At 63.1% G+C, this 25,184-nt stretch carries 25 protein-coding genes; 14 read left to right on the top strand and 11 right to left on the bottom strand.

All coding sequences use genetic code 11. The annotated features are described in order from the left end of the window. Positions 1-244: 244 nt before the first annotated feature. A complete protein-coding gene (locus ACRDT3_RS13125; protein ID WP_431493397.1) occupies positions 245-1,009 on the bottom strand; it encodes a hypothetical protein in 765 nt (254 codons plus the stop codon). A 113-nt stretch (positions 1,010-1,122) separates the two neighbouring features. Here ACRDT3_RS13125 and ACRDT3_RS13120 point away from each other — a divergent pair, with 113 nt between their 5' ends. Together ACRDT3_RS13120 and ACRDT3_RS13115 are read left to right on the top strand one after the other, a co-directional pair. After that, positions 1,123-2,313 carry an alanine racemase gene (locus ACRDT3_RS13120; protein WP_431493396.1) on the top strand — a complete coding sequence of 397 codons (1,191 nt, stop codon included), beginning with the start codon at positions 1,123-1,125 and terminating at the stop codon, positions 2,311-2,313. Next, entirely contained in the window at positions 2,310-3,611 is a 1,302-nt protein-coding gene (locus tag ACRDT3_RS13115; protein WP_431493395.1) for a D-arabinono-1,4-lactone oxidase, read from the top strand. The genes ACRDT3_RS13120 and ACRDT3_RS13115 overlap by 4 nt, the downstream gene beginning before the upstream one ends. Here ACRDT3_RS13115 and ACRDT3_RS13110 read toward each other — a convergent pair. Together ACRDT3_RS13110 and ACRDT3_RS13105 are read right to left on the bottom strand one after the other, a co-directional pair. Continuing rightward, positions 3,608-4,648: an endonuclease/exonuclease/phosphatase family protein gene (locus tag ACRDT3_RS13110; RefSeq protein ID WP_431493394.1), complete on the bottom strand. Its 1,041-nt coding sequence runs from the start codon at positions 4,646-4,648 to the stop codon at positions 3,608-3,610. The two genes, ACRDT3_RS13115 and ACRDT3_RS13110, sit on opposite strands and share 4 nt — an antisense overlap. Positions 4,649-4,718: 70 nt before the next feature. Beyond that, a complete protein-coding gene (locus ACRDT3_RS13105) occupies positions 4,719-6,389 on the bottom strand; it encodes a thiamine pyrophosphate-binding protein (RefSeq protein WP_431493393.1) in 1,671 nt (556 codons plus the stop codon). A 451-nt stretch (positions 6,390-6,840) separates the two neighbouring features. On the opposite strand from ACRDT3_RS13105, the gene ACRDT3_RS13100 reads away from it, so the two are divergent. Further along, positions 6,841-7,122 (top strand): hypothetical protein, encoded by a 282-nt coding sequence (locus ACRDT3_RS13100; protein ID WP_431493392.1) that lies wholly within the window; start codon positions 6,841-6,843, stop codon positions 7,120-7,122. A gap of 60 nt (positions 7,123-7,182) precedes the next feature. Here the strand turns inward: ACRDT3_RS13100 and ACRDT3_RS13095 are convergent, their stop codons facing one another. Continuing rightward, the gene (locus tag ACRDT3_RS13095; protein WP_431493391.1) at positions 7,183-7,344 is read right to left on the bottom strand and encodes a hypothetical protein; all 162 of its coding nucleotides are present in this window, start codon (positions 7,342-7,344) and stop codon (positions 7,183-7,185) included. A 9-nt stretch (positions 7,345-7,353) separates the two neighbouring features. Here ACRDT3_RS13095 and ACRDT3_RS13090 point away from each other — a divergent pair, with 9 nt between their 5' ends. After that, the gene (locus tag ACRDT3_RS13090) at positions 7,354-7,479 is read left to right on the top strand and encodes a hypothetical protein (RefSeq protein WP_431493390.1); all 126 of its coding nucleotides are present in this window, start codon (positions 7,354-7,356) and stop codon (positions 7,477-7,479) included. Positions 7,480-7,538: 59 nt separating this feature from the next. On the opposite strand, the gene ACRDT3_RS13085 is transcribed toward ACRDT3_RS13090, so the two are convergent. Further along, a complete protein-coding gene (locus ACRDT3_RS13085; RefSeq protein WP_431493389.1) occupies positions 7,539-9,020 on the bottom strand; it encodes an amino acid permease in 1,482 nt (493 codons plus the stop codon). Between the two features lie 358 nt (positions 9,021-9,378). Between ACRDT3_RS13085 and ACRDT3_RS13080 the strand changes: the two genes are divergently transcribed. After that, positions 9,379-10,839 (top strand): HNH endonuclease, encoded by a 1,461-nt coding sequence (locus tag ACRDT3_RS13080; RefSeq protein WP_431493388.1) that lies wholly within the window; start codon positions 9,379-9,381, stop codon positions 10,837-10,839. Positions 10,840-10,962: 123 nt separating this feature from the next. On the opposite strand, the gene ACRDT3_RS13075 is transcribed toward ACRDT3_RS13080, so the two are convergent. Beyond that, on the bottom strand, positions 10,963-13,794 hold the full coding sequence (locus ACRDT3_RS13075; RefSeq protein ID WP_431493387.1) for an FAD-binding and (Fe-S)-binding domain-containing protein: 2,832 nt from the start codon (positions 13,792-13,794) through the stop codon (positions 10,963-10,965). Between the two features lie 130 nt (positions 13,795-13,924). Between ACRDT3_RS13075 and ACRDT3_RS13070 the strand changes: the two genes are divergently transcribed. From ACRDT3_RS13070 to ACRDT3_RS13030, 9 genes are all read left to right on the top strand, one after another. After that, positions 13,925-14,593 (top strand): GntR family transcriptional regulator, encoded by a 669-nt coding sequence (locus ACRDT3_RS13070; RefSeq protein WP_431493386.1) that lies wholly within the window; start codon positions 13,925-13,927, stop codon positions 14,591-14,593. Between the two features lie 4 nt (positions 14,594-14,597). Then, on the top strand, positions 14,598-15,050 hold the full coding sequence (locus ACRDT3_RS13065; RefSeq protein WP_431493385.1) for a hypothetical protein: 453 nt from the start codon (positions 14,598-14,600) through the stop codon (positions 15,048-15,050). Between the two features lie 119 nt (positions 15,051-15,169). Then, positions 15,170-16,555, top strand: a complete 1,386-nt coding sequence (locus ACRDT3_RS13060; RefSeq protein WP_431493384.1) for a rhodanese-like domain-containing protein — start codon at positions 15,170-15,172, stop codon at positions 16,553-16,555. Between the two features lie 32 nt (positions 16,556-16,587). Continuing rightward, the gene (locus ACRDT3_RS13055) at positions 16,588-17,127 is read left to right on the top strand and encodes a rhodanese-like domain-containing protein (protein ID WP_431493383.1); all 540 of its coding nucleotides are present in this window, start codon (positions 16,588-16,590) and stop codon (positions 17,125-17,127) included. Positions 17,128-17,130: 3 nt separating this feature from the next. Beyond that, complete coding sequence (locus ACRDT3_RS13050; protein WP_431493382.1) at positions 17,131-18,000, top strand: sulfite exporter TauE/SafE family protein; 870 nt, start codon at positions 17,131-17,133, stop codon at positions 17,998-18,000. Next, positions 17,997-18,341, top strand: coding sequence for a thioredoxin (trxA, locus tag ACRDT3_RS13045; protein WP_105658979.1), 345 nt, complete (start codon positions 17,997-17,999; stop codon positions 18,339-18,341). The genes ACRDT3_RS13050 and trxA overlap by 4 nt, the downstream gene beginning before the upstream one ends. A 27-nt stretch (positions 18,342-18,368) precedes the next feature. Then, on the top strand, positions 18,369-18,647 hold the full coding sequence (locus tag ACRDT3_RS13040; protein ID WP_105658980.1) for a metal-sensitive transcriptional regulator: 279 nt from the start codon (positions 18,369-18,371) through the stop codon (positions 18,645-18,647). A 23-nt stretch (positions 18,648-18,670) separates the two neighbouring features. Further along, on the top strand, positions 18,671-18,829 hold the full coding sequence (locus tag ACRDT3_RS13035) for a hypothetical protein (RefSeq protein ID WP_166650877.1): 159 nt from the start codon (positions 18,671-18,673) through the stop codon (positions 18,827-18,829). A 114-nt stretch (positions 18,830-18,943) separates the two neighbouring features. Further along, positions 18,944-19,927 carry a diaminopimelate dehydrogenase gene (locus tag ACRDT3_RS13030; RefSeq protein ID WP_431493381.1) on the top strand — a complete coding sequence of 328 codons (984 nt, stop codon included), beginning with the start codon at positions 18,944-18,946 and terminating at the stop codon, positions 19,925-19,927. Positions 19,928-19,947: 20 nt separating this feature from the next. On the opposite strand, the gene ACRDT3_RS13025 is transcribed toward ACRDT3_RS13030, so the two are convergent. The 5 genes from ACRDT3_RS13025 to ACRDT3_RS13005 all read right to left on the bottom strand — a co-directional run bounded on the left by ACRDT3_RS13025 (position 19,948) and on the right by ACRDT3_RS13005 (position 25,093). Then, positions 19,948-20,400 carry a pyrimidine dimer DNA glycosylase/endonuclease V gene (locus ACRDT3_RS13025; RefSeq protein WP_431493380.1) on the bottom strand — a complete coding sequence of 151 codons (453 nt, stop codon included), beginning with the start codon at positions 20,398-20,400 and terminating at the stop codon, positions 19,948-19,950. A gap of 9 nt (positions 20,401-20,409) precedes the next feature. After that, complete coding sequence (locus ACRDT3_RS13020; RefSeq protein WP_431493379.1) at positions 20,410-20,835, bottom strand: DUF779 domain-containing protein; 426 nt, start codon at positions 20,833-20,835, stop codon at positions 20,410-20,412. Positions 20,836-21,003: 168 nt separating this feature from the next. Continuing rightward, positions 21,004-22,035 (bottom strand): alcohol dehydrogenase AdhP, encoded by a 1,032-nt coding sequence (adhP, locus tag ACRDT3_RS13015; protein ID WP_431493378.1) that lies wholly within the window; start codon positions 22,033-22,035, stop codon positions 21,004-21,006. A gap of 149 nt (positions 22,036-22,184) precedes the next feature. Further along, positions 22,185-23,708 (bottom strand): aldehyde dehydrogenase, encoded by a 1,524-nt coding sequence (gene adh / locus ACRDT3_RS13010; RefSeq protein WP_431493377.1) that lies wholly within the window; start codon positions 23,706-23,708, stop codon positions 22,185-22,187. 164 nt (positions 23,709-23,872) lie between these two features. Then, positions 23,873-25,093 carry a GAF domain-containing protein gene (locus ACRDT3_RS13005; protein ID WP_431493376.1) on the bottom strand — a complete coding sequence of 407 codons (1,221 nt, stop codon included), beginning with the start codon at positions 25,091-25,093 and terminating at the stop codon, positions 23,873-23,875. Positions 25,094-25,184 lie beyond the last annotated feature (91 nt).

Genomic DNA, 25,184 nt, shown 5'->3' with positions numbered 1-25,184 from the left:
GCCGTTTCACATCCGGTTATTTCTTCCGTTTTGTTCTCGGCGACAAGGAAAAACTATACACAGGTTTTCGGGGCACTGCAAATCGGCAGGGTATTTTTGACGGTGACCGTGCCCACTTAATTCCGGATCGCTGATTAAAGCCCGAGTTCTTGCGGATCGGCGCGCGTAAAACTCCGTAAAGCGTATAAAAGTCGTCTTAAAAGGCGGTAGCCGACCACGTAGGTGGTCGGCTACCGCTATTCAGCTAGTCTTCGACGATCTCAGCGTCAATGACTCTAGGGTCATCAAGGGGCAGCGAGCTTGGAGCCACCGTCGGAATGCCGGCGAAGGCAACTGCAGCATTCTCGATCACGCGCTTGGCCATATATCGATTGCCTACCCCACCGATGGCCGCGCCAACACCAAACGGGACCAAGCGGCCCATGGTGCTGGCCGCTTGGGTGCCGATGATCTTGCGCAGGAACTTCTTCTGCATGGTGCGCTGCATTGCAGAGTAGATGCTCGTGGACTTGCTGGCTCCGAAGGACTTAGCCCATCCCTGGATCGGGCCCCCACCGCGGCCTGCGGCTTGGGAAGTCAATCCGGCAATCATCGAGCTGCCCTCATCGCCCATCATGATGCCCATAACCAGAACTCGTGAACGATCCGGATCGTCGATGGCTATACCGTGCAGCTCTGCCAAGCTTTGGGCATATAGCGCCGAGGCTTCCAGGAAGCCCAGAGTCGCAGCTATGGAAAGGCCCAGGGCGATACCTGTACCAACAGCAGGAACGGCTGCGGTTCCGCCCACGGCTGCACCGGTACCGGTAACTACGCGCAGGTAATCGCGCTCGACAATAGCTGCCAGCTCGGCCGTAGTGGCTTCGGGATGCTTTTTGCGCAACCTCTTGATGTAAGCAAGCACCAGCGGGCGCTGCACGCCGATGCCCTTCATGATGGCATCCTGTACGCCGGAGCGCGGCTTTCCATCTTTGCCAATCAAAGTCATTGAAATCGGATCGTTTTTCATGATGGCTCCAGCTTAACCGCAAGACCCTGAGAGTTACCTTGGGCTTTCCACGTTCAAGCAAGCGTCTTGAAAAATTCCTTGAAACTCCTCGACGCTGGTGCAAGAGTTGGCCTATGAAGAACGCTCAGGCCAAACGGTATAACCAAGCGTTGAAAGGCGCCGGGATCTCGGAGCATCCGGTCGCGCTGCTCGATCTCGATGCCTTCGATTCCAACGTGATCGCCCTACGCGAACGTGCCGGTGGTGTGCCGATTCGCATCGCGTCCAAATCCCTGCGTGTACGCAAGGCACTGGAACGGGCCCTCAATGAGCCCGGCTTCCGCGGCGTTCTCTGCTTCACCCTGGCCGAAGCTTTATGGCTGGCCAGCCATGGCTTGAAGGACTTGGTCGTTGCCTACCCGCAGACCGATGCTGAAGCGATCAGCCGGTGGGCCGCCAGCGAACAGGCACGCGAAGAAGTAACCCTCATGGTGGATACCGAAGAGCAATTGGATTTGATCGACAGGATCGCACCGGAGCACCGGCCGCTGAAGGTCGCCCTGGAACTGGATGCTGCCTATTACCCCAGCAGCAACCTCCGTATTGGCGCCGCGCGTTCCCCGCTGACCCGGCCGGAACAGGTCGCCGAGCTGGCCGCCCAGGTGCACCGCCGCCGCAACTTCATCTTGGACGGGCTGATGGGCTACGAATCCCAAATCGCTTCGGTCCCCGATGGAGGTTTCAGTCCCAAGGCACTGCTCGCCCGCAAGCTGCGCCAAGCCAGCGCTGCCGAACTGGCGGAACGCCGAGCCGAAACCGTGGAATTGGTACGAGAGCTGGGCGACCTGCGTTTTGTGAATGCCGGAGGCACCGGTTCGGTAGAAAGCACTATCCAAGAACCAGCGGTAACCGAAATCGCCGCGGGCTCAGGCTTGTTCGCGCCCGCGCTCTTCGATTCCTACCGCGCATTCCGTCCCACCCCTTCCCTGTACCTGGGATTCCCGGTAGTCCGCCGTCCCGATGAGCGGACGGTCACCATCCTTGGCGGTGGCTGGGCCGCATCGGGGCCAGCCGGCAAGGACCGCTTGCCCACCATCGAACATCCCAAGAAGCTGCATTATCTGGCAATGGAAGGAGCCGGCGAAGTGCAGACTCCGCTCACCGGCCCCTCGGCGCACCGCATTGCCATTGGCGATACCGTGTGGCTGCGCCATGCCAAGGCCGGCGAACCGGCCGAACGGGTTAATAAGGCGGCGGTGTACTCCAAAGGCAGGATCATCGAACAGTGGCCTACCTACCGTGGAGAAGGGAAAGCATTCCTGTGAGTGCCTTCAGGAATTTTGCGCGCACCGTAGTCTCGCACCCAGCAGCTATCCATTCTCCGCGCAGCATCGAAGAATTAGCCCAGAGCCTGGAGCAGGCCGCCGACCAGAAACAGCCGGTGCGCACCGTCGGCGCAGGCCATTCCTTCACTCCGCTGGTAGATACCGACGGGTTCTTGCTGAATCTGGATGGCTTCCGCGGAATCGAAGAAGTCGACGCTCGCACCCACGAGGTGACGTTCCGTGCCGGAACCCGGCTCTGGCAAATCCCCGCCCTGCTCAGGCCCTTCAACCTCGCGTTGGAGAATATGGGAGATATCGACAAGCAGTCGGTCGCTGGAGCAGTCAGCACCGGCACCCACGGCACAGGCCTGAAATTCAGCGGATTCAGCGGAACGGTCACCGGAGTGCAGATCATGCTGGCCGATGGCACCCATCTGCGCGCCAATTCGCAAGAGAATACCGGATTATTCGAGGCGTCCCGGCTCGGGCTGGGTGCACTTGGGGTGCTCACCCACGTCCGGCTGCGGTGCGTCCCCTACTACATGATGCGTGCGGCTCAAGTCATCGAGCCCATCGGGCAGATCGCCGAAAGCTTCGTGGATCGTGCACGGCAAGAAGACCATCTGGAATTCTTCTGGTTCCCGGGCACCAGCAAAGCCCAGGTGAAGATCAATACACGGCTCGACGGCCAGGTCCCTGCCGATCAACCGCATGCGGTGGCCCGCTGGCTGAACGACGAACTGCTTTCCAATGGCGCATTGCAGCTGCTCAGCTCGGTGAGCGCGGCGGTCCCCAGGACCACGGCCAAATTGAATGAGGTGGCTTGCGCGGCCCTGCCGGAGCGCAGCAGCATCGCGCCATGGAATGAAGCCTTCACCAGTGCGCGACGGGTGCGTTTCACCGAAATGGAATATGCGCTGCCGCTAGCTGACTTCGATGAAGCCTTCGCGAAGGTGCGAACGTACTTCAAGCGTTCGGGAGTTGGAGTTTTCTTCCCTGTCGAGGTGCGTATCGCGGCCGAAGATTCCACCTGGCTGGGTACCGCCAGCGGCAGGCAGACTGCGTACATTGCCGTGCACCGCTATATTCGCGATAAGGCTCCGGGATACTTTTCGGCCATGGAAGAGATCTTCCGTTCTTTGGGCGGCCGGCCGCATTGGGGCAAGGAACATACCCTGCAAGCAGCGGACTTGGCGCAGCTCTACCCGAAATTCAGCGATTTCACGAGGGTGCGCCAAACTGCCGATCCGGAGGGGCGATTCCTCAATCCGTATCTGCGGGGTTTGCTTGGCGCCTAGAACTGGATATCGGTCCAGATCAGCGGGCTCGATTCTTTCACCAAGTCCGGCACCGTTCCCGGCAAAGGCTGGGATCCGCTTGGCTTATGCTCCTGGATGCGGCCCTGGCCCAATACCTGCCAGGTTTCGCTTGGGACCAGGTAGCTGCCGGAATCATTCAAGGCGTTCGCGCGCTTGAGCCCCTTGAGGAACGGTTCCACGCGATCTGCCGCGTTCTCCTGCAGGCCCAGCGCACCGGCGATGACAAAACGGTCTTCGCCCACGCCTTCAGCTTGCTCGCCCTCATCGGTGCGCACGTAGTCCTCGCCGGCCAGGTAGCCGTTGACAACCTTCAGCTCATCAACCTGGCGCGCCTTGGCGAATTCTTGGTCCTGCGCATCCGGCTGGGTTTGGGTCGCGAGAATATGCACCGGCTCGCCACGGTATTGGATGGGAATGTCCCACAGTCCGGTGCTCATCACCGGACTGGAAGCGGCCAGCACACCAGAGAAGTCGGTGTGGTGCATCATGTCGTGGGCAACGTCTTGCCACTTGAGCTGGGAAACGCTGGTGACCTGGTCTTGCGCGATCGGGTACTTCGATAGCACGACAATCGAACCCTGCTCGGCAAATGCGGCCTGGCCCCAAGCATCCTCAGCGCTGCCGATCACGCCGTCAGCGTTCAGATCGGCACCGCTTTGCAGGCCCTTGGATCCCACGGCCAGGTAGGAATACTCGTATTCCACATCGGCGCGGGCATCATCGGGATTGTTCAGATACTGGTCATTCAGTGCATCAACCGCGTCCTGGGTGGCGTCCATATCGGTCAGCACCACCACGTCTGCATTGGCGCTGCTGATCTTGTCCGCAACCTGGGCTGCCTGGCGGTCGGATCCGCGCATCAGATTTGCGGGCAGCTCTTCAGGGGTTTCGCCGCTGAGGTTTGCCTGGATGGTTGCCACGCGAAGCGAGGTCTCGGAAAGTTGGGCGGCACTGGCACCTGTTGAGTCGCCGGCTCCAGTGGGTGCAGCAAAAGCGCCGGTTGCGGGGAAGATCAAAAGTGCCCCTAAACCCAGACTTGCTGTTCCTACTAATAACTTGCGCACTCAACCACCCTACGACGTTCGGCTACCGCTTTCCAGCACCTTTACCGGATTGTAATGCCGCAGCCGCGGCGGCCTTCTTGTTCGCGGAAAGGACTTCTTCCATATAGGGAGCACGCACATGCGTCGACACACGGGCATCCACCAGGCACACGCCACGGGCTCCGGCATCAACCCATTGCTGGACCCCGGTGAGGTCTTCGAGCGTGTCAACGCGGATTCCAGTGGCTCCCATGGCGTTGGCAATGGAGGAGAAATCGACGGTAGGGATCAGCATCGGGTCTTCGTGCAGGCCGACGGATCCGTACTGGTGGATTTCCGCTCCGTACGCGGAGTCGTTATAGATGACGATTACGCCACTTTCCACGGTGCGCACGATCGATTCGAGGTCCGCCAGGCCCATCAGGAAGCCACCGTCGCCGGCGGCCAGCACGATCGTGCGCCCCTCGGCCGCAGGTGCTGCGCCCACCATGGAGGCAATGCCCAGGCCGATGGACTGGTACGCGGTACCCACACAGCTCAAGGAGCGCGCACCGGAGGTCGACCAGTACATAGGTCCCCAGCCAATGAAGTGGCCGCCGTCTTGTACCAGCACGCGATTGGCCGGCAGGATCTTCTCCAGTTCGCTGGCCACGCGGCGCGGATCAAGCTGCCCGTCGGCGGCCTGTTCGTCACCGGCCGGACGGGCGCGCAGGCCAGACAGGTCCAGGGATGAACGCCATCCACCCTGCGCCTGCTCCACCGCACCGAGCAGGTCCGCGGCGGCCAGTGCCGCATCGGCGGTGGCGAAATAGTCCACGCGCGGGTTGGTGGCGGCGCACCCCAGGTCGATCTGGATCAGGGTGGCGTCCGCCGCAACCAGATCGCCAAAACGCATGGTGAACTGGTTCAGCGAGGCGCCGAGTACCAGCACCGTATCGGCCTGCGCGATGATCTGGGCGTTGGCCTCGGTGGAGAAACCGCCGGTGATGCCCAAATCGAACTCGTAGTCCAGCAGGTCGCGGGCCAGCAGCGTGCCCGAGGTGGTGGCGTCCAGCTTCCGCGCCAGCGACTGGACCTGCCCTGCGGCGTCAATCGCGCCACGGCCATAGAGGATATGGGTGCGTTGCGAGGCGTTGAGCTTTTCGGCGATCTGCTCCAGTTGGGTGGAGTTCAGCTGCGGCGCCGGAGGGGTGCTGCGCAGGGATGCGAAATCCGGCAGCTGCTTTTCGAGGGAATCCGCCGCGGCCAGATCATAAGGAATAGCCAAAACGACCGGCATCCGTTCGCGCAGCGCATGGGCGGCCGCCTCCAGAGCGGTGGCACCCGGGTTGTTGCGGTCAACGACGTAGCGGGGTGCTCGCACTGCTGTATCGATTGCGGCCTGGTCGACGTCCCAGCCACGCAGGCCCGAAGTTGGCGCGTCGCCGGTGACGAACAGCAGGGGGGTTCGCGCCGCGGCTGCTTCAGCCAGGGCGGTGATGGTATTGGTGTAGCCGGCACCGTAAGTGGTCGAGGCGATGGCCAGCTTGTTGGCGATGCGGAAGTACGCGTCGGCTGCCGAAACGGCGGCCGATTCGTGGCGTACGGCGGTGTAGTCGAAGCCGGCACGCACTGCGGCGTCGAGGAAGTGGGCGTTGCCGTTGCCCATCAATCCGAAGATCCGCGGGGACAGCGGCTTAAGGGCATGGGCAATGGCAGCTGAAACGCTAGACATTATGGACTCTTTTCAAGAAATCGTGCTGAAGAAATTCCATATATGTCTGCCGTTACCGGTTGCTGGGCCGCAACGGGTATCGCCCCTTTTGAGAGCGCCGGAACCAGCTGGAGCTACGTTCCTGACTCACTGATGATAAGGCAGGAACCGCGCTTGGCGCTAGGCCGCTCACGCCCCTTCCCATTAACGCTGCGCGCAGGGCAATCGCGCAGCGTGCCTCGTCGTGCGCCTCGGTCCTGCCGCGCTTGGCTGCACCGGGCGCCGAGTTGCGCCACCGCGGCCTGAACACCGCGCACGAGGCCAAAAGTTTCGGCCCGGGCTGGGGATGCCAGGCCGGAGTGTCATCCGAAAGTACCATATGCAGCAATGTTCAGATTCGATACTATCGAAACAACAACAATTTGACTTGGTTTTTATAAGACAACTATCGGACATTATTGAGAAGGATCGCATGCTGAAGTACTTGGGAATCACCTCTGAAGCGCCTGCCGATGGATCTATCCCCGCATGGCAGGGCGTCTCCAAGAAGCACCGCAGCATCGCATTCGCCATTTCGCTTGCGCTGGGATTGGCCACGTTCCTGGTGACCCGATGGCTGCTTTCCGACCTGCCACCCCGGGGCTATTTGCCGTATGTTCCCTGGAACGCGGCCGCCGCCATTCTGCTCATCAGCACGCTGATGGCCGAGCGCGGATTGGTCCGCAACGTGCCCGCCGAAACCTGCGAAATCTAGGCGCCAGAGATGGGGGCGATACAGAAAAACCGTATCCTCCCCCAGCTTCGCGGAACCTGCCTAGCCGTTGGCCAACCACGCGGCGGCGTGGTTCACTAGCTGCTCCGGCGAGGCCGCAATATCCAGCACCACCCCGCGTTCATCGGCCTGCAGCTGGTCAAGTGCTTCGAACTGCGATTTAAGCAGCTCGACGGGCATGAAGTGCCCGGTGCGATCGGCCATGCATTCGTCATGGACGAGGCCAGCGGCCTGCGCGAAACGATCACCGAGCAGTTCAGCGACCTGCCCGGCTACGGCGAAACCGCTGACGGAGCGCTCTTCGACTACGGCTTCGGGCTCAGTTACCAGGGCAAGTAATTAAACAGGGCGGGACCCGGCATGCCGGGTCCCGCCTGCTTGCTGCGTGGCGGGTGCGACTACTTCTCGTTTTCGTGGCTGGCCGCGTAGTCCTGCGCGGTCATCTGGCCCAGGCGCGAACGGCGCCGGCCGTAGCCCAGGTAGGTTGCGGCGCCGGCGATCATCCAGATGATGAACACCAGCCAGGTGTGCCAGCCCAGCTGGCTCATCAGGAACAGGCATGCGAAGATGCCCAGGATCGGGGTGATCGGGTACAGCGGCACGCGGAAGGTGCGCTCGGCCTTGGGCTGGGTCTTGCGCAGGTAGATCACCGAGGCGCCCACCAGCGCGAAGGCGAAGAGCGTGCCGATGCTGGTGGCGTCGGCCAGCGCGCCCAGCGGGATGAACCCGGCAGTGACCGCCACCAGGATGCCGGTGATCCAGGTGCCGGCTACCGGGGTACCGGTGCGGGCCGACACCTTGCCGAATACCGGCGGCACCAGCCCGTCGCGCGACATGGCCAGCAGGATGCGGGTCTGGCCGTAGAGCACGGTCAGCACCACCGAGGCGATCGCCAGCACGGCAGCTACCGCGAAGACCAGCACGAAAACCGGCTGCCCGGTCAGTTCGCCGATGATCTGCACCAGCGGCGCCTGCGCGCCTTCGAACCAGTTCCATTCGCGCGCGCCGATCGCCGAAACGGCCACCAGCACGTAGCTGATGGTCACGATCAGCATGGAGAGCATGATCGCCCGGGGCAGGTCGCGCTTCGGGTTCTTGGCTTCCTCGCCGGCCGTCGAGGCGGCATCGAAGCCGATATAGGAGAAGAACACGCTCGATGCCGCCGCGGTGACGCCGGCGGCGCCCATTGGCAGCAGCGGCTCGAAGTTGCCGGCGTTGAAGGCACTGAAGGCGACGACCGAGAAGAAGACCAGGATGCCGGCCTTGATGGCCACGACGATCGAGTTCACGATGGCCGATTCGCGCGCCCCGCGTACCAGCAGCAAGGTAGCCAGCGCGACGACGATCAATGCCGGCAGGTTCACCACTCCGCCTTCGGCTGGGCCGCCAGCCAGCAGCTCGGGCAGTTCCATGCCGAAGGTGCGCAACGTTTCATTCACGTACTGGCCCGAGCCCACGGCCACCGCGGCCACCGACACCGCGTATTCGAGCACCAGGCACCAGCCGCAGATCCAGGCGATGCCTTCGCCCATGGTTGCGTAGGAATAGGAATAGCTGGAGCCGGAAACCGGAACCATGCCGGCCATTTCGGCATAGGACACTGCCGAAAGCAGCGCGGTGATGCCCGCGATCACGAACGAGATCCAGATGGCCGGACCGGCGATCGGCACGGTATCGCCGAGGATCACCAGGATGCCGGTGCCCATGGTGGCGCCGACGCTGATCATGGTCAGCTGCCACATGCCCAGGGTGCGGCGCAGCTGGCCTGCTCCTGCATTGGTTTCCGCTTCGGCGATCATATTCGTTATCGACTTGCGGCGGCGCAGCTGCGCACCCAGCATGGCAGCTGGGCTGGAGCTCACGGACGGTTTGTGGTTCATCGCGGATCCTCAATGGGAATGGTATTGCCGCCTCGCCCCAGCCTAGGATGTGGCCGGGCGCTGCGCGTGGAAGTTCAGAACTGGAATATCATGTCATGATCCAGCGGACCCAGATTTTTCAGATATCCGATGGGATCTCGCTAATTGCGGTCCCTTCTTGGACTTTAAGCGTATTTTCGTGTCGGACGGCATTCTGCTTTTGAGATGGATTTCATTATCAGGGATGCATAATTATGCACAAATCGCCGACTGCCGCCCGCTCCGCAGGCGTCCCAATCCTCTCTACGCACATCGAAAACCGCCGAGGTTTTCCACAATACTAGAAGACATATTCGAATTAGCGAAGTATAATTAGAACATGTCCGAAGCAAAGGCGCACGGAAACAGCCTCACGCCACCAGCACCGCAAGAGCCCTTCGACCTGCATCTGGACCAGCTGAACGACGACCTCGTCCAGCTCGAAGAACACGGCACCAAAGCCGAATGCGCCCACGCCATCGAAGGCCTCGAAGCACTAGCCTCCTACATCCGCTACCGGCAGGCCTGCCTCTCCCACCAGATCGAGAAGAGCTTCGTGCGCGACCACGAGGAACGCGGCGTCCACATGGATGACCAAACCCGCGGCGCCGCCGCCTGCGTCGCCTTGGCCCGCAAGCAATCCCCGCACGGCATGCGCAACTACTTGGTCAACTGCCGCATCCTCTTCGAAGACACACCTCACCTGGCCGCCGCCTGCTCCCGCGGAGAATTCACCGAAGCGCAAACCCAGGCCATCTTGACCCCGCTCCAGGACCTCAGAGCCCAGCGCCGCACCGAATTCGACCAGTACTTTGCCCAGAACCCCGACATGTTCGACTCCATGGGCACCCGCCAAATCACTCAAACCGTGCGCAAGTTCGTCCTTTCCTACACCTCCGACCCGGAATCCATCAAGCAGAAAACCATCGAGGAACAACGCAACCTCACCCTGGAAATCGACCAGAAGCACGGCTGCATCAAGATCCGCGGCGAATACCCCTTGCTGCCCGGAATGTGCCTCAAGCGCTATCTGGACGAGGAATCCAAGACCCTGCGCAAGAAAGGCGACCCGCGCACCCGCACCCAGATCCGCGCCGATTTGCTGTTCAGCTACATGATGATCGGCGAGCCCTCTAAAATGCCCGTCGCCCTGAACATCGGGGTGATCATGACCGACCGGGCCCTGTTCGCCGGGGAACGCGAACCAGCGCTATTGGAAGGCTACGGCTACATCCCTGCCCAGAGCGTGCGTGAATGGATCGGCGGGCACCAGATCCCCAACGATCTGACTTTCGAGCAGATGGAAGCGAAACTCACCCGCGAAAACATCGAGCAAATCGAAGTGCGCACCGAACTCGCCCGCTTCTACACCGCGCCGGGCGACCAGGAACTGATCTCCATGGACTCCAAGGCACGGCTCTTCCCGGAGAAGCTCAAGAAGTTCATCGCCGTGCGCGACCGGCACTGCCGCACCCCGTTCTGCGACGGCATCGTGGAAGAAATAGACCACGTCAAGCAATACGCCCGCGGCGGCAAGACCACGGTCTTCAACGGCGATGGCCGCTGCGCGGCCTGCAACAAGGCCAAGCAAGCCGCCGGATGGTACGAATACACGACCTACGGCAACGGGCATTCCATCATGATCTGCCCCGGCTCGGCCATGTCCTACAAATCCACCGCACCGCCAGCCACCGGGTACGCGCACAAGCCGTTCCCGCAACTGATGCGCGACGGAACCTGGCTGCAGAAACTCAAAGAACGGCTGAGGCCACCTGATGACCCCGAATGTGTCGCCGCCTGATAGGCGGCGAGCAACTATTGCGCACTTTCTTGGCTCGCAATCCGCTCCAAGCCGCTGGCTTCGGGCAGAAGGATATGGCAAAGCCGCCTGGAAGTTGCCTCCCAGGCGGCTTGGTTCCGGAATCTACTTGCTGGCGGCTTCTGCCAGCAGTTCAACGATGTGGCGGTACTCCTTGCCCGTCGCACGGGTCATGCCCAGTTCACAGGTGCGGTTGCACGAAGCGTGTTCCTGCGCATCCAGTTCACGGACCTCGGCGGCCTCTCGAGCGGTAGCCGACTCGGTCAGCTCTGGATGCAGCATGCCGCGGTCACCGGCAAAACCGCAGCAGCCCCAGTTCACCGGGGTATTCACGGTTTCTGCCACAGCCTCTGCGATCTTCTGCATGTCCGGGTTCAGGCCCATCTGCGTGGATGAGCAGGTTGGATGCAAGGTGACCGAGGAAATCTTCTGGAGCGCTGGCAGCTTGTCCAGGAGGTGCTGCGAAGCGAACGCCAGTAGGTCAACGACTTCGTAGCCGTGCTCGGCCAGGGTATGCGCAAAGCCTTCCGTGCAGCTGGAGGCATCCGAGATGATCGGCAGGTTCTTGCCCGGCATGGCCGCACGGACTTCTTCCAGCACCCGCTGGCCCATGACCTCGTGGCCCTGTTCGTAGCCCTTGGAAGTCCAGGGGGTACCGCAGCAGGTGGATTCGATGCCCTCGGGGACGTAAACCGAGACACCAGCAGCGTGCAGCAGCTTGGTGAATGCCGGGGCAACGCCTTCCCCGTCGCCGGCCGGGCCGAACATCGAGTTCACGCAGGCTGGCAGGTAGATGGCCAGCGGCTCGGTGCCGGCTGCGCCCAAGTTGCCGGCCATGGGCTTGCGCGCCTTGCCGCCTCCGGGCAGATCGGCGTCGTAGCGCGGCATGGTGTCGGTGCTGATCACCTTGCGCGCAGCATCGGTGGCGCCGCGGACCAGGGAAGCCGGGAATTTGTCGGCGACGCTCAGGGCCAGCGAACCGACGCGGGTGGCGCCGCCCCAGCCCTTGGCCGCGGCCTTGAAGCCCGCTTCCAGCACCGGGTGCGCGTCTTCGCGGCGCAGGCGCTTGACCAGCAGGCCGGTGTTGATGCCCACCGGGCAGGCGGTGACGCACATGCCGTCCACGGCACAGGTCTGCACGCCGTTGTATTCGTAGTCGCGCTCCAGTTCGGCCGCCAGCTCGGCGTTGCCCTCGGCCTCGGCCTTGGCGATGGCCCGGCGCACGACGATGCGCTGGCGCGGGGTCAAGGTCAGGTCCTTGGACGGGCAGACCGGCTCGCAATAGCCGCATTCCACGCAGTGGTCGGCCTCGATCTCGATGGTCTCGTTGAGCTTGATGTTGCGGATGTGCGCGGCGTGGTCTTCGTCGATGATCACCCCGGGGTTCATCATCAGGCGCGGGTCGCAGGCGGCTTTCAGCTCCAGGTGCACCTCGTAGAGCTCATCGCCGTACTGCGCGCGCACGAACGGCGCCATGGCGCGGCCGGTGCCGTGCTCCGCCTTGAGGTTGCCGTCCTTGTCCAGAATCAGCTGGACCATCTTGTCGTTGAAGGAGTTGTACCGGTTCAACGCCGCATCGCCTTCGAAACGGTCGGTGAGCATGAAGTGGATGTTGCCGTCCTTGGCGTGGCCGAAGATCACCGAATCCGCGTAGCCGTACTCGGTGAACAGCTCCTGCAGGCTGTCGCAGGTTTCGGCCAGGGACTCTACCGGGACCACGACGTCCTCGAGCAGCGCGGTGGTGCCTGTGGCGCGGGCACCGGCTACCGAAGCATACAGGCCCTTGCGGAACTTCCACGCGGCCTGGCGGTTCTTCGCATCTGGGGACAGCACCGCGGGGGCGCGCAATGCCGATGCGTCGAGCAGCGACTGGCCGGCGGAGCGCAGCCCGGCCAGTTCCTCTTCGGTGTCCGCATGGTATTCGACCAGCAAGGCGGCCTGCTGGTCGACGTCGAAGCCCATGATGGCATCGGGCACGCCGGGCAGCGACTGGCCCACGCGCAGCGAGGTGGAATCCATCAGCTCCAGGGTGGCCGCGCCGGAATCCACGAGTTCAGGCAGCGCCCGGGTGGCCAGATCCAGGCTATCGAAGACGGCCAAGGTGGCGATGGCCAGCTTGCGGATCGGCACGGTGCGGAAGACGGCCTCGGCGACGAAAGCCAGGGTGCCCTCGGAGCCGATGATCAGGTGGGCCATCAGCTCTGCCGGGGTGTCGTAGTCCAGGAAGGCATTGATGCCGTAGCCCATGGTGTTCTTCAGCGCGAAGTGCTTCTCGATCTTGGCGACCGAGGCCGGGTTGCTGCGCACGCGCTGGCCCAGCTTGTCCAGCGTGGCGACCAGTTGCGGTTCAGCGGCGGCCAGCTTGCGGTCGGCCTGCGGATCCGCGGTGTCGATCATGGTGCCCGAGGGGAGCACGAAAGTCATGGATTCCAGGGTGCGGTAGGTGTTGAACTCGGTGCCGCAGGCCATCCCCGAGGAGTTGTTCGCGATCACGCCTCCGATGGTGCAGGCCGCCTCGCTGGCCGGATCCGGCCCCAGCTTGCTGCCGTAGACGGCCAGGCGCGCGTTGACCTGGCGGACGGTGGCACCGGGCTGCACGCGCACGCGCGCTCCGTTATCGAGCACGGTGATGCCGCGGAAGTTGCGGCGCACATCAATCATCAGTCCATCGCCGCTGGCTTGCCCGGCCAGCGAGGTGCCGCCCGAGCGCAGGGTGATCGGCTGGTTGCCGCGCGCGGCCGCAGCCAGCAGCGCGGAGACTTCCGCGGCGTCCTTGGCCAGCACGACAGCTTGCGGCGTGTACAGGTAGTGCGAGGCATCCGAGGCGTAGGCAACGCGGTCGATGGATCGGGTCTTGACGCGATCCTGGTCGCCGACCAGATCGAGGATGCCGGATGAAACCGTCGTTTCTCCGAGTGCTGGCGTGCTCAATGCCATGGTGCGCTCCTGTGCAGTTGGCAAGCGGCGCTTGCCGAATACGAAAATTGTCTTACAAGTACACAAGCCATAGTAGTACTATTCATGGGATACTTGTTAGGTAAATTTTCCGCGGCTCGAAAGGACCCTGATGGCGGCCCGTTTAGGTGTGGTTTCCGTGGTTCAGGCCGTCATCAAGTCACTGCGTGCCCGGATTTTCAGCGGGGAACTGTCCCCCGGCACCCCGCTGGGCGAAGTGGACGTCGCCGCGCACTATGAAGTGGCCCGGCCAACCGCCAAGGCCGCGCTGGAGAACCTCGTTGCCAGCGGCCTGCTGACGCGCAACGCGCATCAGAGCGCGAAAGTCACGCTGCTCTCATCCGCCGACGCCCGCGACATCTACCGCACCCGCGCCATCATCGAAGCAGAGGCCGTGCGGCTGCTGGCCAGCACCGGACAGGTCCCGGAAGCTGCACGTGAGGCCAATGCCGAAATCACCGCACTGCGCGATGCTTCCCCGATCCAGATCGTCGATCCGGATGTCCGCTTCCACTCCGCACTGGTCCAGGCCCTGGATTCGACGCGTACCAGCGCAATCTACGGCCAGCTCAGCGATGAGATCCGCCTGTGCATGACCCACGTCCAGGATGCAACGCTGCTGAACACCGCGGATATCGCCAGCGAACATGAACGCCTGCTCGAATGCATCGCCGCCGGCGATGCCCAGGGCGCGGCAGAGGTTTTGGCCCAGCACCTCTCCCGCGCCAGCACCCGATTGGCCGAGCACCTCGACAGCCTTTCCCAAGGTAGGCGAAGATAGGAGCATGGGCATTTTCGCAAGCAGGAAAAGCATTGAGCAGGACTTCGCGCGCATGACTCAGCGACTGGATGCGGTAGCTGCCTTCCAGGCCGAGGGGCTCAGCGCGAAAGCGCGCGTCCTGGCCACGGGCCTGCGCAAGATTGTTCCCGAAGCCGGGTTCGAGCTGGCTGCCAAAGATGCCACCGCATGGATCCACGCGCACGAGGCCCTGCGCCTGCTGGAAGGCACCATCTCGATCCTCGAGGGTTGGAACGGTTCACCCGACGCGGTCTTCATCTCCAGGGCGGCGAGCGCATCGCCCGATTCCCCGGCTGGCGAGGCGATGTCCGATGTTCCAGCCGATCACCTGGGTATTCTGCGCCCCGCAGACGACGGCACCCTGCAGCTATTGGCAACCTTGGACCCCGCGGAGCAGCTGCGGCTAACCGGCTGGCTGCGCACTTTCACCCGGGCATAAAAACACCTTTCCCGCCTAGCGGCTTTGCGGGCCCCTGAATATACCCCCACCCGTATTTTTGACATACCCCCGGGGGTATAGTTTAGGCTGGTTCCAATCCACCTTGAAAGGAACCAACCATGCTGCTTGAACGCCTCTACGACGAAGATCTCGCGCAGGCCAGCTACTTCATCGGCTGCCAGGCCAAAGGCGAAGCTCTCGTGGTCGACGCGCGCCGCGACATCGCCGACTACCTTGCCCTGGCTGCCAAGCACGGCATGCGCATCACGGCCGTCGCTGAAACCCACATCCACGCCGACTACCTTTCCGGAACCCGCGAACTGGCCGCCGCCACCGGCGCCACCAGCTACGTTTCAGGCGAGGGCGGCAAAGATTGGCAGTACGGATTCGAGGCAGAACGTTTGATGGATGGCGATATCATCACGCTGGGCAACCTGCGCATCGCCGCCCGCCACACCCCGGGCCACACCCCGGAGCACCTGGCTTACGCCATCACCGACGGAGCCTTCAGCCAAGACCCTGGCTACCTGCTCTCCGGCGACTTCATCTTCGCCGGCGACCTAGGCCGTCCGGATTTGCTGGACGAGGCCGCCGGCGGCGTCGATACCCGCTTCGAAGGCGCCCGCGATCTCTTTGCTTCGCTGAAGAAAACCCTGGCAGAATTGCCCGATTACATACAGGTGCATCCAGGCCACGGCTCGGGCAGCGCCTGCGGCAAAGCGCTGGGCGCGGTCCCTTCCACCACGTTGGGCTACGAACGCGAGTTCGCCTGGTGGAGCACCTACCTGGCCAACGACGACCAGGACGGCTTCATCGCCGAACTGCTCAACGGCCAGCCTGACGCCCACGCCTACTTCGGCCGCATGAAGCGGCAGAACCGCCTGGGCCCAGCCATCCTGGGCCAGCTCGACCCCCTAGCTGAAATACCCGTCCAGCAGCTCCTCCAGCAGCTGGAGGCGGGGGTCTCGGTGTTCGTCGATACCCGTGGGCACACCCAGATCGCCGCAGGCACCGTTCCCGGCGCGCTGTCCATCCCGGGTACGGCGAAGACCGCCAGCTTCGGCGCCTGGGCCTACGATCCGGAAAAGGACCAACGCGCCCTGATCGTGCTGGCCGAGACCGGCGAACACGCCGCGACGATCCGCGCCCACCTAATGCGCGTGGGCATCGACGCGGTCAAGGGTTTCACCACCAGCTTGGAAGGCCTGCCAACGGTGAAGCCGAAGTCGATCACCCCGGCACAGCTGGCCGATTTCGAGTACGAGATGCTGCTGGATGTACGCAACAAGACCGAGTTCACCGCCGGGCATATCCCGGGCGCCAAGCAGCTGTCCGGCGGTCGGGTGCTGTGGAATCTCGATCAGCTGCCCGCCAGCGGCACCATCGTCACCTACTGCCAAAGCGGCATGCGCAATGCCGTGGCCGCCAGCGCCCTGCGCGATGCCGGCTACAACGTCGTCGAGCTTGAAGGCAGCTACCTCGGCTGGTCCTCCTTCGCCAGCTAGCCACCCCTGCAACGAAAGCTGAACTGCATTCAATGACTACCCCTTTGACCACCATGGACGCCGAAGCACTTAAATGCCTGGTGAAAGCCCCCGACGCGGACCTCGCCTTGATCGACGTGCGCACCGCGGGCGAATTCGAAACCCTCCACATTTCCGGCTCGTACAATGTGCCGCTGGAAGAATTCACCGTCAACGCCACCGAGGTGCTCGCCAAGATTCCAGGCAAGCCGGTACTGATCTGCCACAGTGGCAATCGCGCCGCCAAAGCGCAGCGTGCCCTGCAGGAGCAGAAGATCGAGCACAGCACGGTGCTGCTTGGTGGCGTCACCGCCTACGAAAATGCCGGTGGCATCATGGTGCGCGGCGTGCAGCGTTGGGCGCTGGACCGCCAGATGCGCATGACCGCAGGTTCCGTGGTGCTCGCCGGGCTGCTCGGAGCCAAGTTCATCTCCCCGAAGTTCGCCTATCTTTCGGCGGCCATCGGTGGCGGACTGGTGTTCTCGGCCCTGCGGGATTCCTGCCCGATGATCAGCTTCCTGGGCAAGATGCCCTGGAACAAAGTGAAGAAGTAAGCCATGGAGTTCGGACCGCTGCTGGTTCTGGCCCTTGCACTAGCAAGCATCGTCGGGCTGTCCCTGGGACTGTTCGGCGGCGGCGGTTCAATCCTGATGGTTCCCCTGCTCAGCTATGTAGCCGGGTTGCCCGCCAAGGAAGCGATCGCCACCTCCCTGCTGGTGGTCGGTGCGACCTCGGCAGCGAGCCTGATCCCGCATGCCCGCAAGGCCAATGTGCGTTGGAAACAGGGGATGGTCTTCGCGGCCACCAGCATGCTTGGCGCCTTTGGCGGCGGGCTGCTGGCCAGCGGGATCCCTGCCCAGCTGCTGATGCTCGGTTTCGCGATCATCATGCTGGCCAGTGCCCGCGGGATGATCCGCGGACGGAAAAACACTGGCAGCGCAACACAGCCGTTGTGGCTGTCCGCCCCGGTCGGCTTGGGCATTGGCATGGTCACCGGCCTGGTCGGTGCCGGGGGCGGTTTCCTGCTCGTCCCTGCACTGGCTTTGCTGGCCGGGCTGTCCATGCAACAGGCGGTGGGCACCTCCCTGCTGGTGATCACCCTGAATTCGATCACTGGCCTGGCCGGGCAGTTGAATTCAGTTGCACTGGATTGGCCGCTGGCCGCAGGGCTGGCGACCACCGCGATCCTCGGTTCGTTGATCGGCGCACGGCTTTCGCGCAGGATCGACGAACGCGCTTTGCGCAAGGGTTTCGGCTACTTCGTCTTGGCCATGGGCGTGTTCGTGCTCAGCCAGGAACTGCCGGCTCCCGGCGGGCTGGTCGTAGTTGCGGTTGCAGCCCTCGCGGGCGCATTGGTGCTGCTGTGCAACAAAATTCCGGCGATGGGGGCGCGCTGCCCGCTCGTTCTGAAAGGAGAAACCCGATGAAGCCGCTTGAATTGTCAGCTTCGAACTTCGCTGGGTTCATCGCAAGGAACCGGCTGGTGCTCGTGGATTTCTGGGCGCCTTGGTGCGGTCCTTGCCGCGGCTTTGCCCCGATTTTCGACGAAGCATCCGCGGCGCATCCTGAAATCGCCTTCGCCAAGGTGAATACCGAAACCCAGCCGGATTTGGCGCAGGCAGCCCGGATTGCATCCATACCGACGCTCATGGCGTTCAAGGATGGGATACTTGTACATTCAAAACCCGGAGCGTTGAGCTCTGGCGCTATGGAGCAGTTGCTCGTCCAACTCAAACACCTGGATGCCGAAATTGCAGAAGACGACTAACCCGCTACCCGTACCAAGGAGAAATTGATGCGTACTGCTGACGAAGCGACCCGCAAGCGGATCCTCAACCGCCTTAAGCGTGCCCGAGGCCAGCTTGATGCGGTGATCAACGCCGTGGAAACCGATGGTTCGTGCAAAGAGGTAGTCACTCAGCTGGCCGCCGTCTCCACCGCGCTGGACCGCGCCGGATTCGCCATTGTCTCCACCGCGATGCAGTACTGCATCGCCGATCCCGAGAAGGCTTCCGAGGAAGAAGACGGCCTGAGCGTCGAAGAACTCGAAAAGCTCTTCCTCTCCCTGTCCTGATTACTGACGAAAAGGAAAAAATTATGTGCCGCCAGGTTCAATGCAAGATCTGCCAGAAGACCACGTGGGCTGGCTGCGGCCAGCACGTTGAAGCAACTATGCGCAATGTCCCCAATAAGGACCGCTGCCAAGGCCACGAAGCCGAACCGAAGAAGGGCTTCTTCAAGCGCCTGTTCGGCTAGGCCGGGGTCATAGAGGGTCAAGGGTTTCACTGCCCCGGGATTCGTTGGCATAATCCGAAGTATTTAGCCCATCCGCGGCTGAGCAAACTTCACTCCCCCAAGGAAACGGCAGGCATGACTTCAAAGATCCGCATCGGTATTGCTGGCTATGGAAATCTGGGACGCGGCGTCCAAGCCGCGATCGCCAAGAATCCGGATATGGAGCTGGCGGGCGTCTACACCCGCCGTGATCCGCAGGCCCTCCAGCTGGCTCAGCCGGCACCGCGGTTCGGCATCGATGAGCTGGAAAAGCACGCCGCGCAGATCGACGTATTGATCCTTTGCGGCGGCTCGAAGTCGGACTTGCCGCAGCAGGGCCCGAAGTTCGCGGCGCTGTTCAACACCGTGGACAGCTTCGATACCCACGCCCGCATCCCCGAGTACTACGCGTCCATCGACGGCCCGGCGAAGGCAGCTGGCAAGACCGCGCTGCTCTCCGTGGGCTGGGATCCGGGCATGTTCTCGATCAACCGGGTCTTCGGGGAGGCCTTGCTGCCTGACGGCGAAACCTACACCTTCTGGGGCCGCGGGCTGAGCCAGGGGCATTCGGATGCGATCCGCCGCGTCCCGGGCGTCGTCGCCGGCGTGCAGTACACCATCCCGAGCCAGGAGGCTATCGACCGGGTCCGGGCCGGCGAGCGCCCTTCCTTGAGCACCCGCGAGAAGCACCAGCGCGAATGCTTTGTCGTGCTCGAAGACGGTGCCGATCCGGAGTCGGTGCGCGAAGCCATCGTGACCATGGAGCACTACTTCGACCAGTACGACACCACGGTGCAGTTCATCGACGAGCAGACCTTGGCCGCCGAGCATTCGAATATGCCGCATGGCGGGTTCGTGATCCGTTCGGGCAATACCAGCGACGAGCAGAAGCAGGTCATCGAGTATTCGTTGGCCCTTGGCTCCAACCCGGAATTCACTTCCAGCGTGCTGGTGGCTTACGCCCGGGCCGCCTTCCGGATGAACCAGCGCGGTATTACCGGCGCGCAGACCGTTTACGATGTGGCCCCGGGACTGCTCTCGCCCAAGTCCCCCGCGCAGCTGCGCGCGGAGCTGCTCTAGGACTTTGCCGGGCAAGCGGCTCATCCGCCGGCGAGCGTATCCTTCTCCCAGGTCTCCACGGGCCCTGGGACCTGCACGAACAGCGGATGCAGGGCCACCTGCCCTGCCGGTTCCAGGCGGGCGATGCGCGCGGGATCCCGGACGGAGAGCTTGCGCAGCAGGTGCTCGCGTTCGAAGTGCACCTGCCCCTGGGTGACCGGGATCTTCTCCAGCTGCGCGACGGCTGCCGGATGCAGGATCTTCGAGGCGTCGAAGCGATAGCCCCGGGCAGCAGCTTCGTCCCACAAGCCCTGCAGGTAGCCGCCCATATGCTCCAGCGGGGCGGGCTGCGCCTTGAACCGGAGAAGCTGCGGGTGCTCGGTATAGCCCTTGGTCTGGCCGGCGAGCACCTTCTGCGCCAGCAGCGTTTCGCGCCAGCAGGCAACGAGCCCTTTGGCGTCGAGCAATGAGGGGTTCAGGGACCAGAGTCGCATAGGCCAAGCCTAGTCGGGGTCCTGTCCAGCCGGGAACTCGATGATCTCGCTGCGGATCAAGAAGCGCTTGCCCTCCGGGGCCTCGACGGAGAAACCGGAACCCCGCCCGTTGACCACGTCAACGGTGAGCTTGGTGTGCTTCCAGTATTCGAATTGCTCCTTGGACATCCAGAAATCGATGTCGCCCAGGGCGGTGCCATCGGAGTCGACCAAGGCGAGCACCCCGAGCCGGATGTCCGATCCCCCGGTGCGGAATTCGCCGGCCGGATAGCACATCGGCGAGGACCCGTCGCAGCAGCCTCCGGACTGGTGGAACATCAGCGGGCCGTGGATCCCCCACAGCTTGCGCAGCAGATCCAGGGCCCCGGGGGTGAAAGCCACCCGGGAGAAGTCTTCTCCCTCGATTGATGCCCGCGTTTCGGTTACGGTGCCCATGGCCTGCTCCTGCCTCGTTTTCCACGTCCGGATTTATCTCGTTGTGGCCAGTGTCCTCTTTTTGGGCCACACCGTCCATCGCTCGGCCAGAGCGGCCAAGACACCGGTACCGGATGCCGCTTCGAAAAGCCGCATCCGGTACCGTGCCATCAACCGCTTCGGATCCGGCTACGCCTTGCCGGCGTAGTCGATGACAACGCGCCCATCGATCTTGCCATGGCGCATTTCGTCGAATACGGCGTTGATATCTTCCAGCGGGCGGGTATGGAAGGTCGGCTTGATCTTCCCTGCCGCATAGAATTCCAGCGCCTCGATCATGTCCTGCCTTGTTCCCACGATCGATCCGCGGATGGTCAGGCCCTTGAGCACGATGTCGAAAATCGGTGCGGGGAAATCACCGGCGGGCAGCCCGTTGAACACGATCGTACCGCCGCGCCGGGTCATGCCGATCGCTTGCCCGAACGCCTTTGGATGCACCGCCGTGACCAGCACGCCATGCGTTCCGCCAACCTTCTGCTGGATGATCTCGGCCGGGTCCTGGGCGAATGCATTGACGGTGATTTCCGCTCCATGCTTCGAGGCCAGCGCCAGCTTGTCATCGGCCACGTCAATGGCGATCACCCGCATGCCCATGGCCACCGCGTACTGCACCGCGATATGGCCCAGTCCGCCGATACCCGAAATAGCCACCCACTGGCCGGGCTTGACCTCAGTCATCTTCAGGCCCTTGTAGACAGTCACTCCCGCGCATAGCACCGGCGCGATTTCATGGGGATCCGAGCCCTCCGGGATGTGCGCGGCATAGCGGGAATCCACCAGCATGTACTGGCCAAAGGAACCGTCCACGGAATACCCGCCATTGGACTGGGCTTCGCACAACGTCTCCCAGCCAGTGCGGCAGTACTGGCAGTGCCCGCAGGCGCTAGCCAGCCACGCGTTGCCGATCATGTCCCCGAGCGCGACCTCGGTGACTCCTTCCCCGAGCTTTTCCACGATGCCCACGCCTTCATGCCCGGGAATCAGCGGAAGCTTCGGTTTGACCGGCCAATCGCCCTCGGCGGCGTGCAGGTCGGTGTGGCAGACGCCCGAGGCGATCAGCTTCACCAGCACCTGGCCGGGGCCGGGTTCGGGGATCGCGGCGTCCTTCACCTGGAACTCTTCGCCGAATCGTTCAACTATTGCAGCTTTCATCTTGCTCATGTACTTTGTCCTTTGCATGGCATTCGAAGGTGCGGGGAGCCGGCTGGCGTGCGGGGGATGAGGCCAATCGATCCCCGGACGCCGTCCCGGCTGGCCCCGCACCTTCGAGGTCTGTTGTCATCTCATGCTGCTCGTGGCAGCTACTGCTCCTAGAAGAAGCCCAGCTTGTCTTCCGAGTAGGAAACCAGCAGGTTCTTGGTCTGCTGGTAGTGGTCCAGCATCATCAGGTGGTTCTCGCGTCCGATGCCCGAGGACTTATAGCCGCCGAAGGCCGAGTGCGCCGGGTAGGCGTGGTACTGGTTGACCCAGACGCGGCCTGCCTGGATGGCGCGTCCGGCACGGTAGGCCACGTTGCCGTTGCGGCTCCACACGCCCGAACCCAATCCGTACAGGGTGTCGTTGGCGATGGAGATCGCGTCGTCGTAGTCCTTGAACTTGGTCACCGCGACCACCGGCCCGAAGATCTCCTCCTGGAAGATGCGCATGTCGTTGGTGCCCTCGAAGATGGTCGGCTGCACGTAGTAGCCCCCGGACAGTTCTCCGCCCAGATCCGCGCGTCCCCCGCCGAGCAGCACCTTGGCACCCTCGGACTTGCCGATGTCCATGTAGGAGAGGATCTTCTCCAGCTGGTCGTTGGATGCCTGGGCACCCATCATGGTCTCGGTATCCAGCGGGTGGCCCTGCTTGATGGCCTTGGTGCGGGCCACCACGTCGCCCATGAAGCGGTCGTAGATGCTTTCCTGGATCAGCGCCCGCGATGGGCAGGTGCAGACTTCGCCCTGGTTCAGCGCGAACAGGGTGAATCCTTCCTGCGCCTTGTCGTAGAAGGCGTCATCCTTGGCTGCGATGTCCTCGAAGAAGATGTTCGGGGACTTGCCGCCCAGTTCCAGGGTGACCGGGATCAGGTTCTCCGACGCGTACTGCATGATCAGCCGGCCGGTGGTGGTTTCGCCGGTGAAGGCGATCTTGCGGATGCGCTTGTTGGATGCCAGCGGCTTGCCGCATTCCACGCCGAAGCCGTTGACCACGTTCAGCACGCCAGCTGGAAGCAGATCGCCGATCAGTTCCATGAGCACCAGGATGCTGGCAGGGGTCTGCTCGGCCGGCTTCAGGACGATCGCGTTGCCGGCCGCCAGGGCCGGGGCGAGCTTCCAGACGGCCATGAGCAGCGGGAAGTTCCACGGGATGATCTGCCCGACCACGCCCAGCGGCTCGTGGTAATGGTAGGCGGTGGTGTCCTCATCGAGCTGGGAGAGGCTGCCTTCCTGGGCGCGGATGGCGCCGGCGAAGTAGCGGAAGTGGTCCACTGCCAGCGGGAGGTCGGCGTTCAGGCACTCGCGGATCGCCTTGCCGTTATCCCAGGTCTCGGCCACGGAGAGCATTTCGAGGTTTTCCTCGATGCGGTCTGCGATCTTGTTCAGGATGACCGCACGTTCGGCCGGGCTGGTCTTGCCCCAGGCGCCGGCCGCCGCGTGCGCCGCGTCCAGCGCCACTTCGACGTCTTCTGCAGTGGAACGGGCCACCTCGCAGAAGACCTTGCCGGTGACCGGGGTGATGTTCTCGAAGTACATGCCCTTGACCGGGGCTACCCATTCACCGCCGATGTAGTTCTCGTAGCGGGGCTTGAAATTGACCAGTGCTCCATCGGTATTCGGGTTTGCGTAAACCGCCATTGCTCCACGTCTCCTTTATCGGATGTCCTGGCCGCGATGGCATCATCGCGGAACCTTGCTTGTGACTCTAGTCACACGAAGGTTGCAGCCAGGTTGCAACGGGATCCCGGATGCCCGCATCGGCAAGTTCCCGCTGGCCAGCAAGAGAATCGAGGATTGGGCCACTAGTTCTCCAGGGCCTGGACTTCGGCGACGACAAGTGAGCGGGCTGGCGATTGCGCAGGCAATTCGCCCAAGGCCGCACGCAAGAGGGCGGGGTCAGCCAACTGGCGGCCCAGGTTCAGCAACTGATGCGCAGTGCCTCGATCCAGCACCATTTCACGCAGCGCAGCTTCGGTCCGGTACAGCAGCGCTACGATGCCTGGCGCTTGGGAGCGGGCCAGCAGGCCCGGCGAGAACAGCGGCAAGGCGGAATCAAGATCGCCCTGTTCCAACGCACGCCATAGGCGGCCAATGGTCGTATGCAGGTCCCACTGAAGGCGGTACGGGCGTGAAGTCAAGGCGCGGCCAGTTGAGCCCGCGAGCACCTTGCGCAGCCTGACTATTTCGGCACGGACCGTGCCTTCGGCCGCAGCATCAGGACGCTCGAACAGTTCTTCCACCAGCTGGGCAGTGCTCAGGCCCTCCCGGTAATGCGCCAGAAGGGTCAAGATCTCCGCATGGCGGAGGGAAATCGGCGCTGATCCCAGATGGGCCCCGTCAGGGCGCCCCAAGTCCAGGTAGTCGGGATCGGCGACGACTCCGGCACCCGGCAAGAGCAGCTGCGTTTCCGCAGCCATGACCGCAGCCTGCAGCAGCGGCAGGGAGTGCGTGGCGATGGCTTCCGGGCCACCGGTCAGATCTATTGCGCCAATTACTTGCCCCGTGCGCGGATCACGGATCGGTACCGCCGAGCAGCTGTAGCGATGGGCTTGCTCGTAGAGGTGCTCAGCCCCGGACACCTGCGAGCCGGTCCCCGTCGCCAGCGCCATTCCCGGCGCTGATGTGCCAACACTCTTTTCAGCCCAGTCGGCACCTGCCATGAAGCCCACGTCTTCGGCTTGGCTCATTGCGCCATTTCCACCCGCTACCCACAGCAAGGTTCCACCAGCATCCGCAAGAGCCACCAAGAGATTGGCATCCGCGGCAGCCGGGACCAGGAGCTTTTCGAAAACGGGCCAGATTCGCTGGAGTTCACTTCGTTCACGGGCGAGACGCAGGTGGTCATCGCTCAGTACCGACGGGACCCGGAGATCAGCAGAATTCTCCAGGGACCGCTTCCAGGATTCACGCACATCCCGCCGCAACGGGAGCTCGGCAACGCCGGCGCCACTGGACCCCAAAAGCTCATGAGCATGCTGAGCGCGACGCGATGCGCCGGGCCAATCAATGGCGAACCCACTCATGCAATCCCCTCGCTAGCAAGGCTTGTTTTCCGCAGTTCCCACAAGCCTAGGCGAAGGGTCGGGCCTTGAGAAGAGCCCTCCTTGTCCAGCA

It is taken from the genome of Glutamicibacter sp. (assembly GCF_050701915.1).
Taxonomy (GTDB): Bacteria; Actinomycetota; Actinomycetes; order Actinomycetales; family Micrococcaceae; genus Glutamicibacter.
The sequence above is the reverse complement of the archived record's forward strand: the minus strand, read 5'-3'. Positions and strand labels throughout refer to the sequence as shown.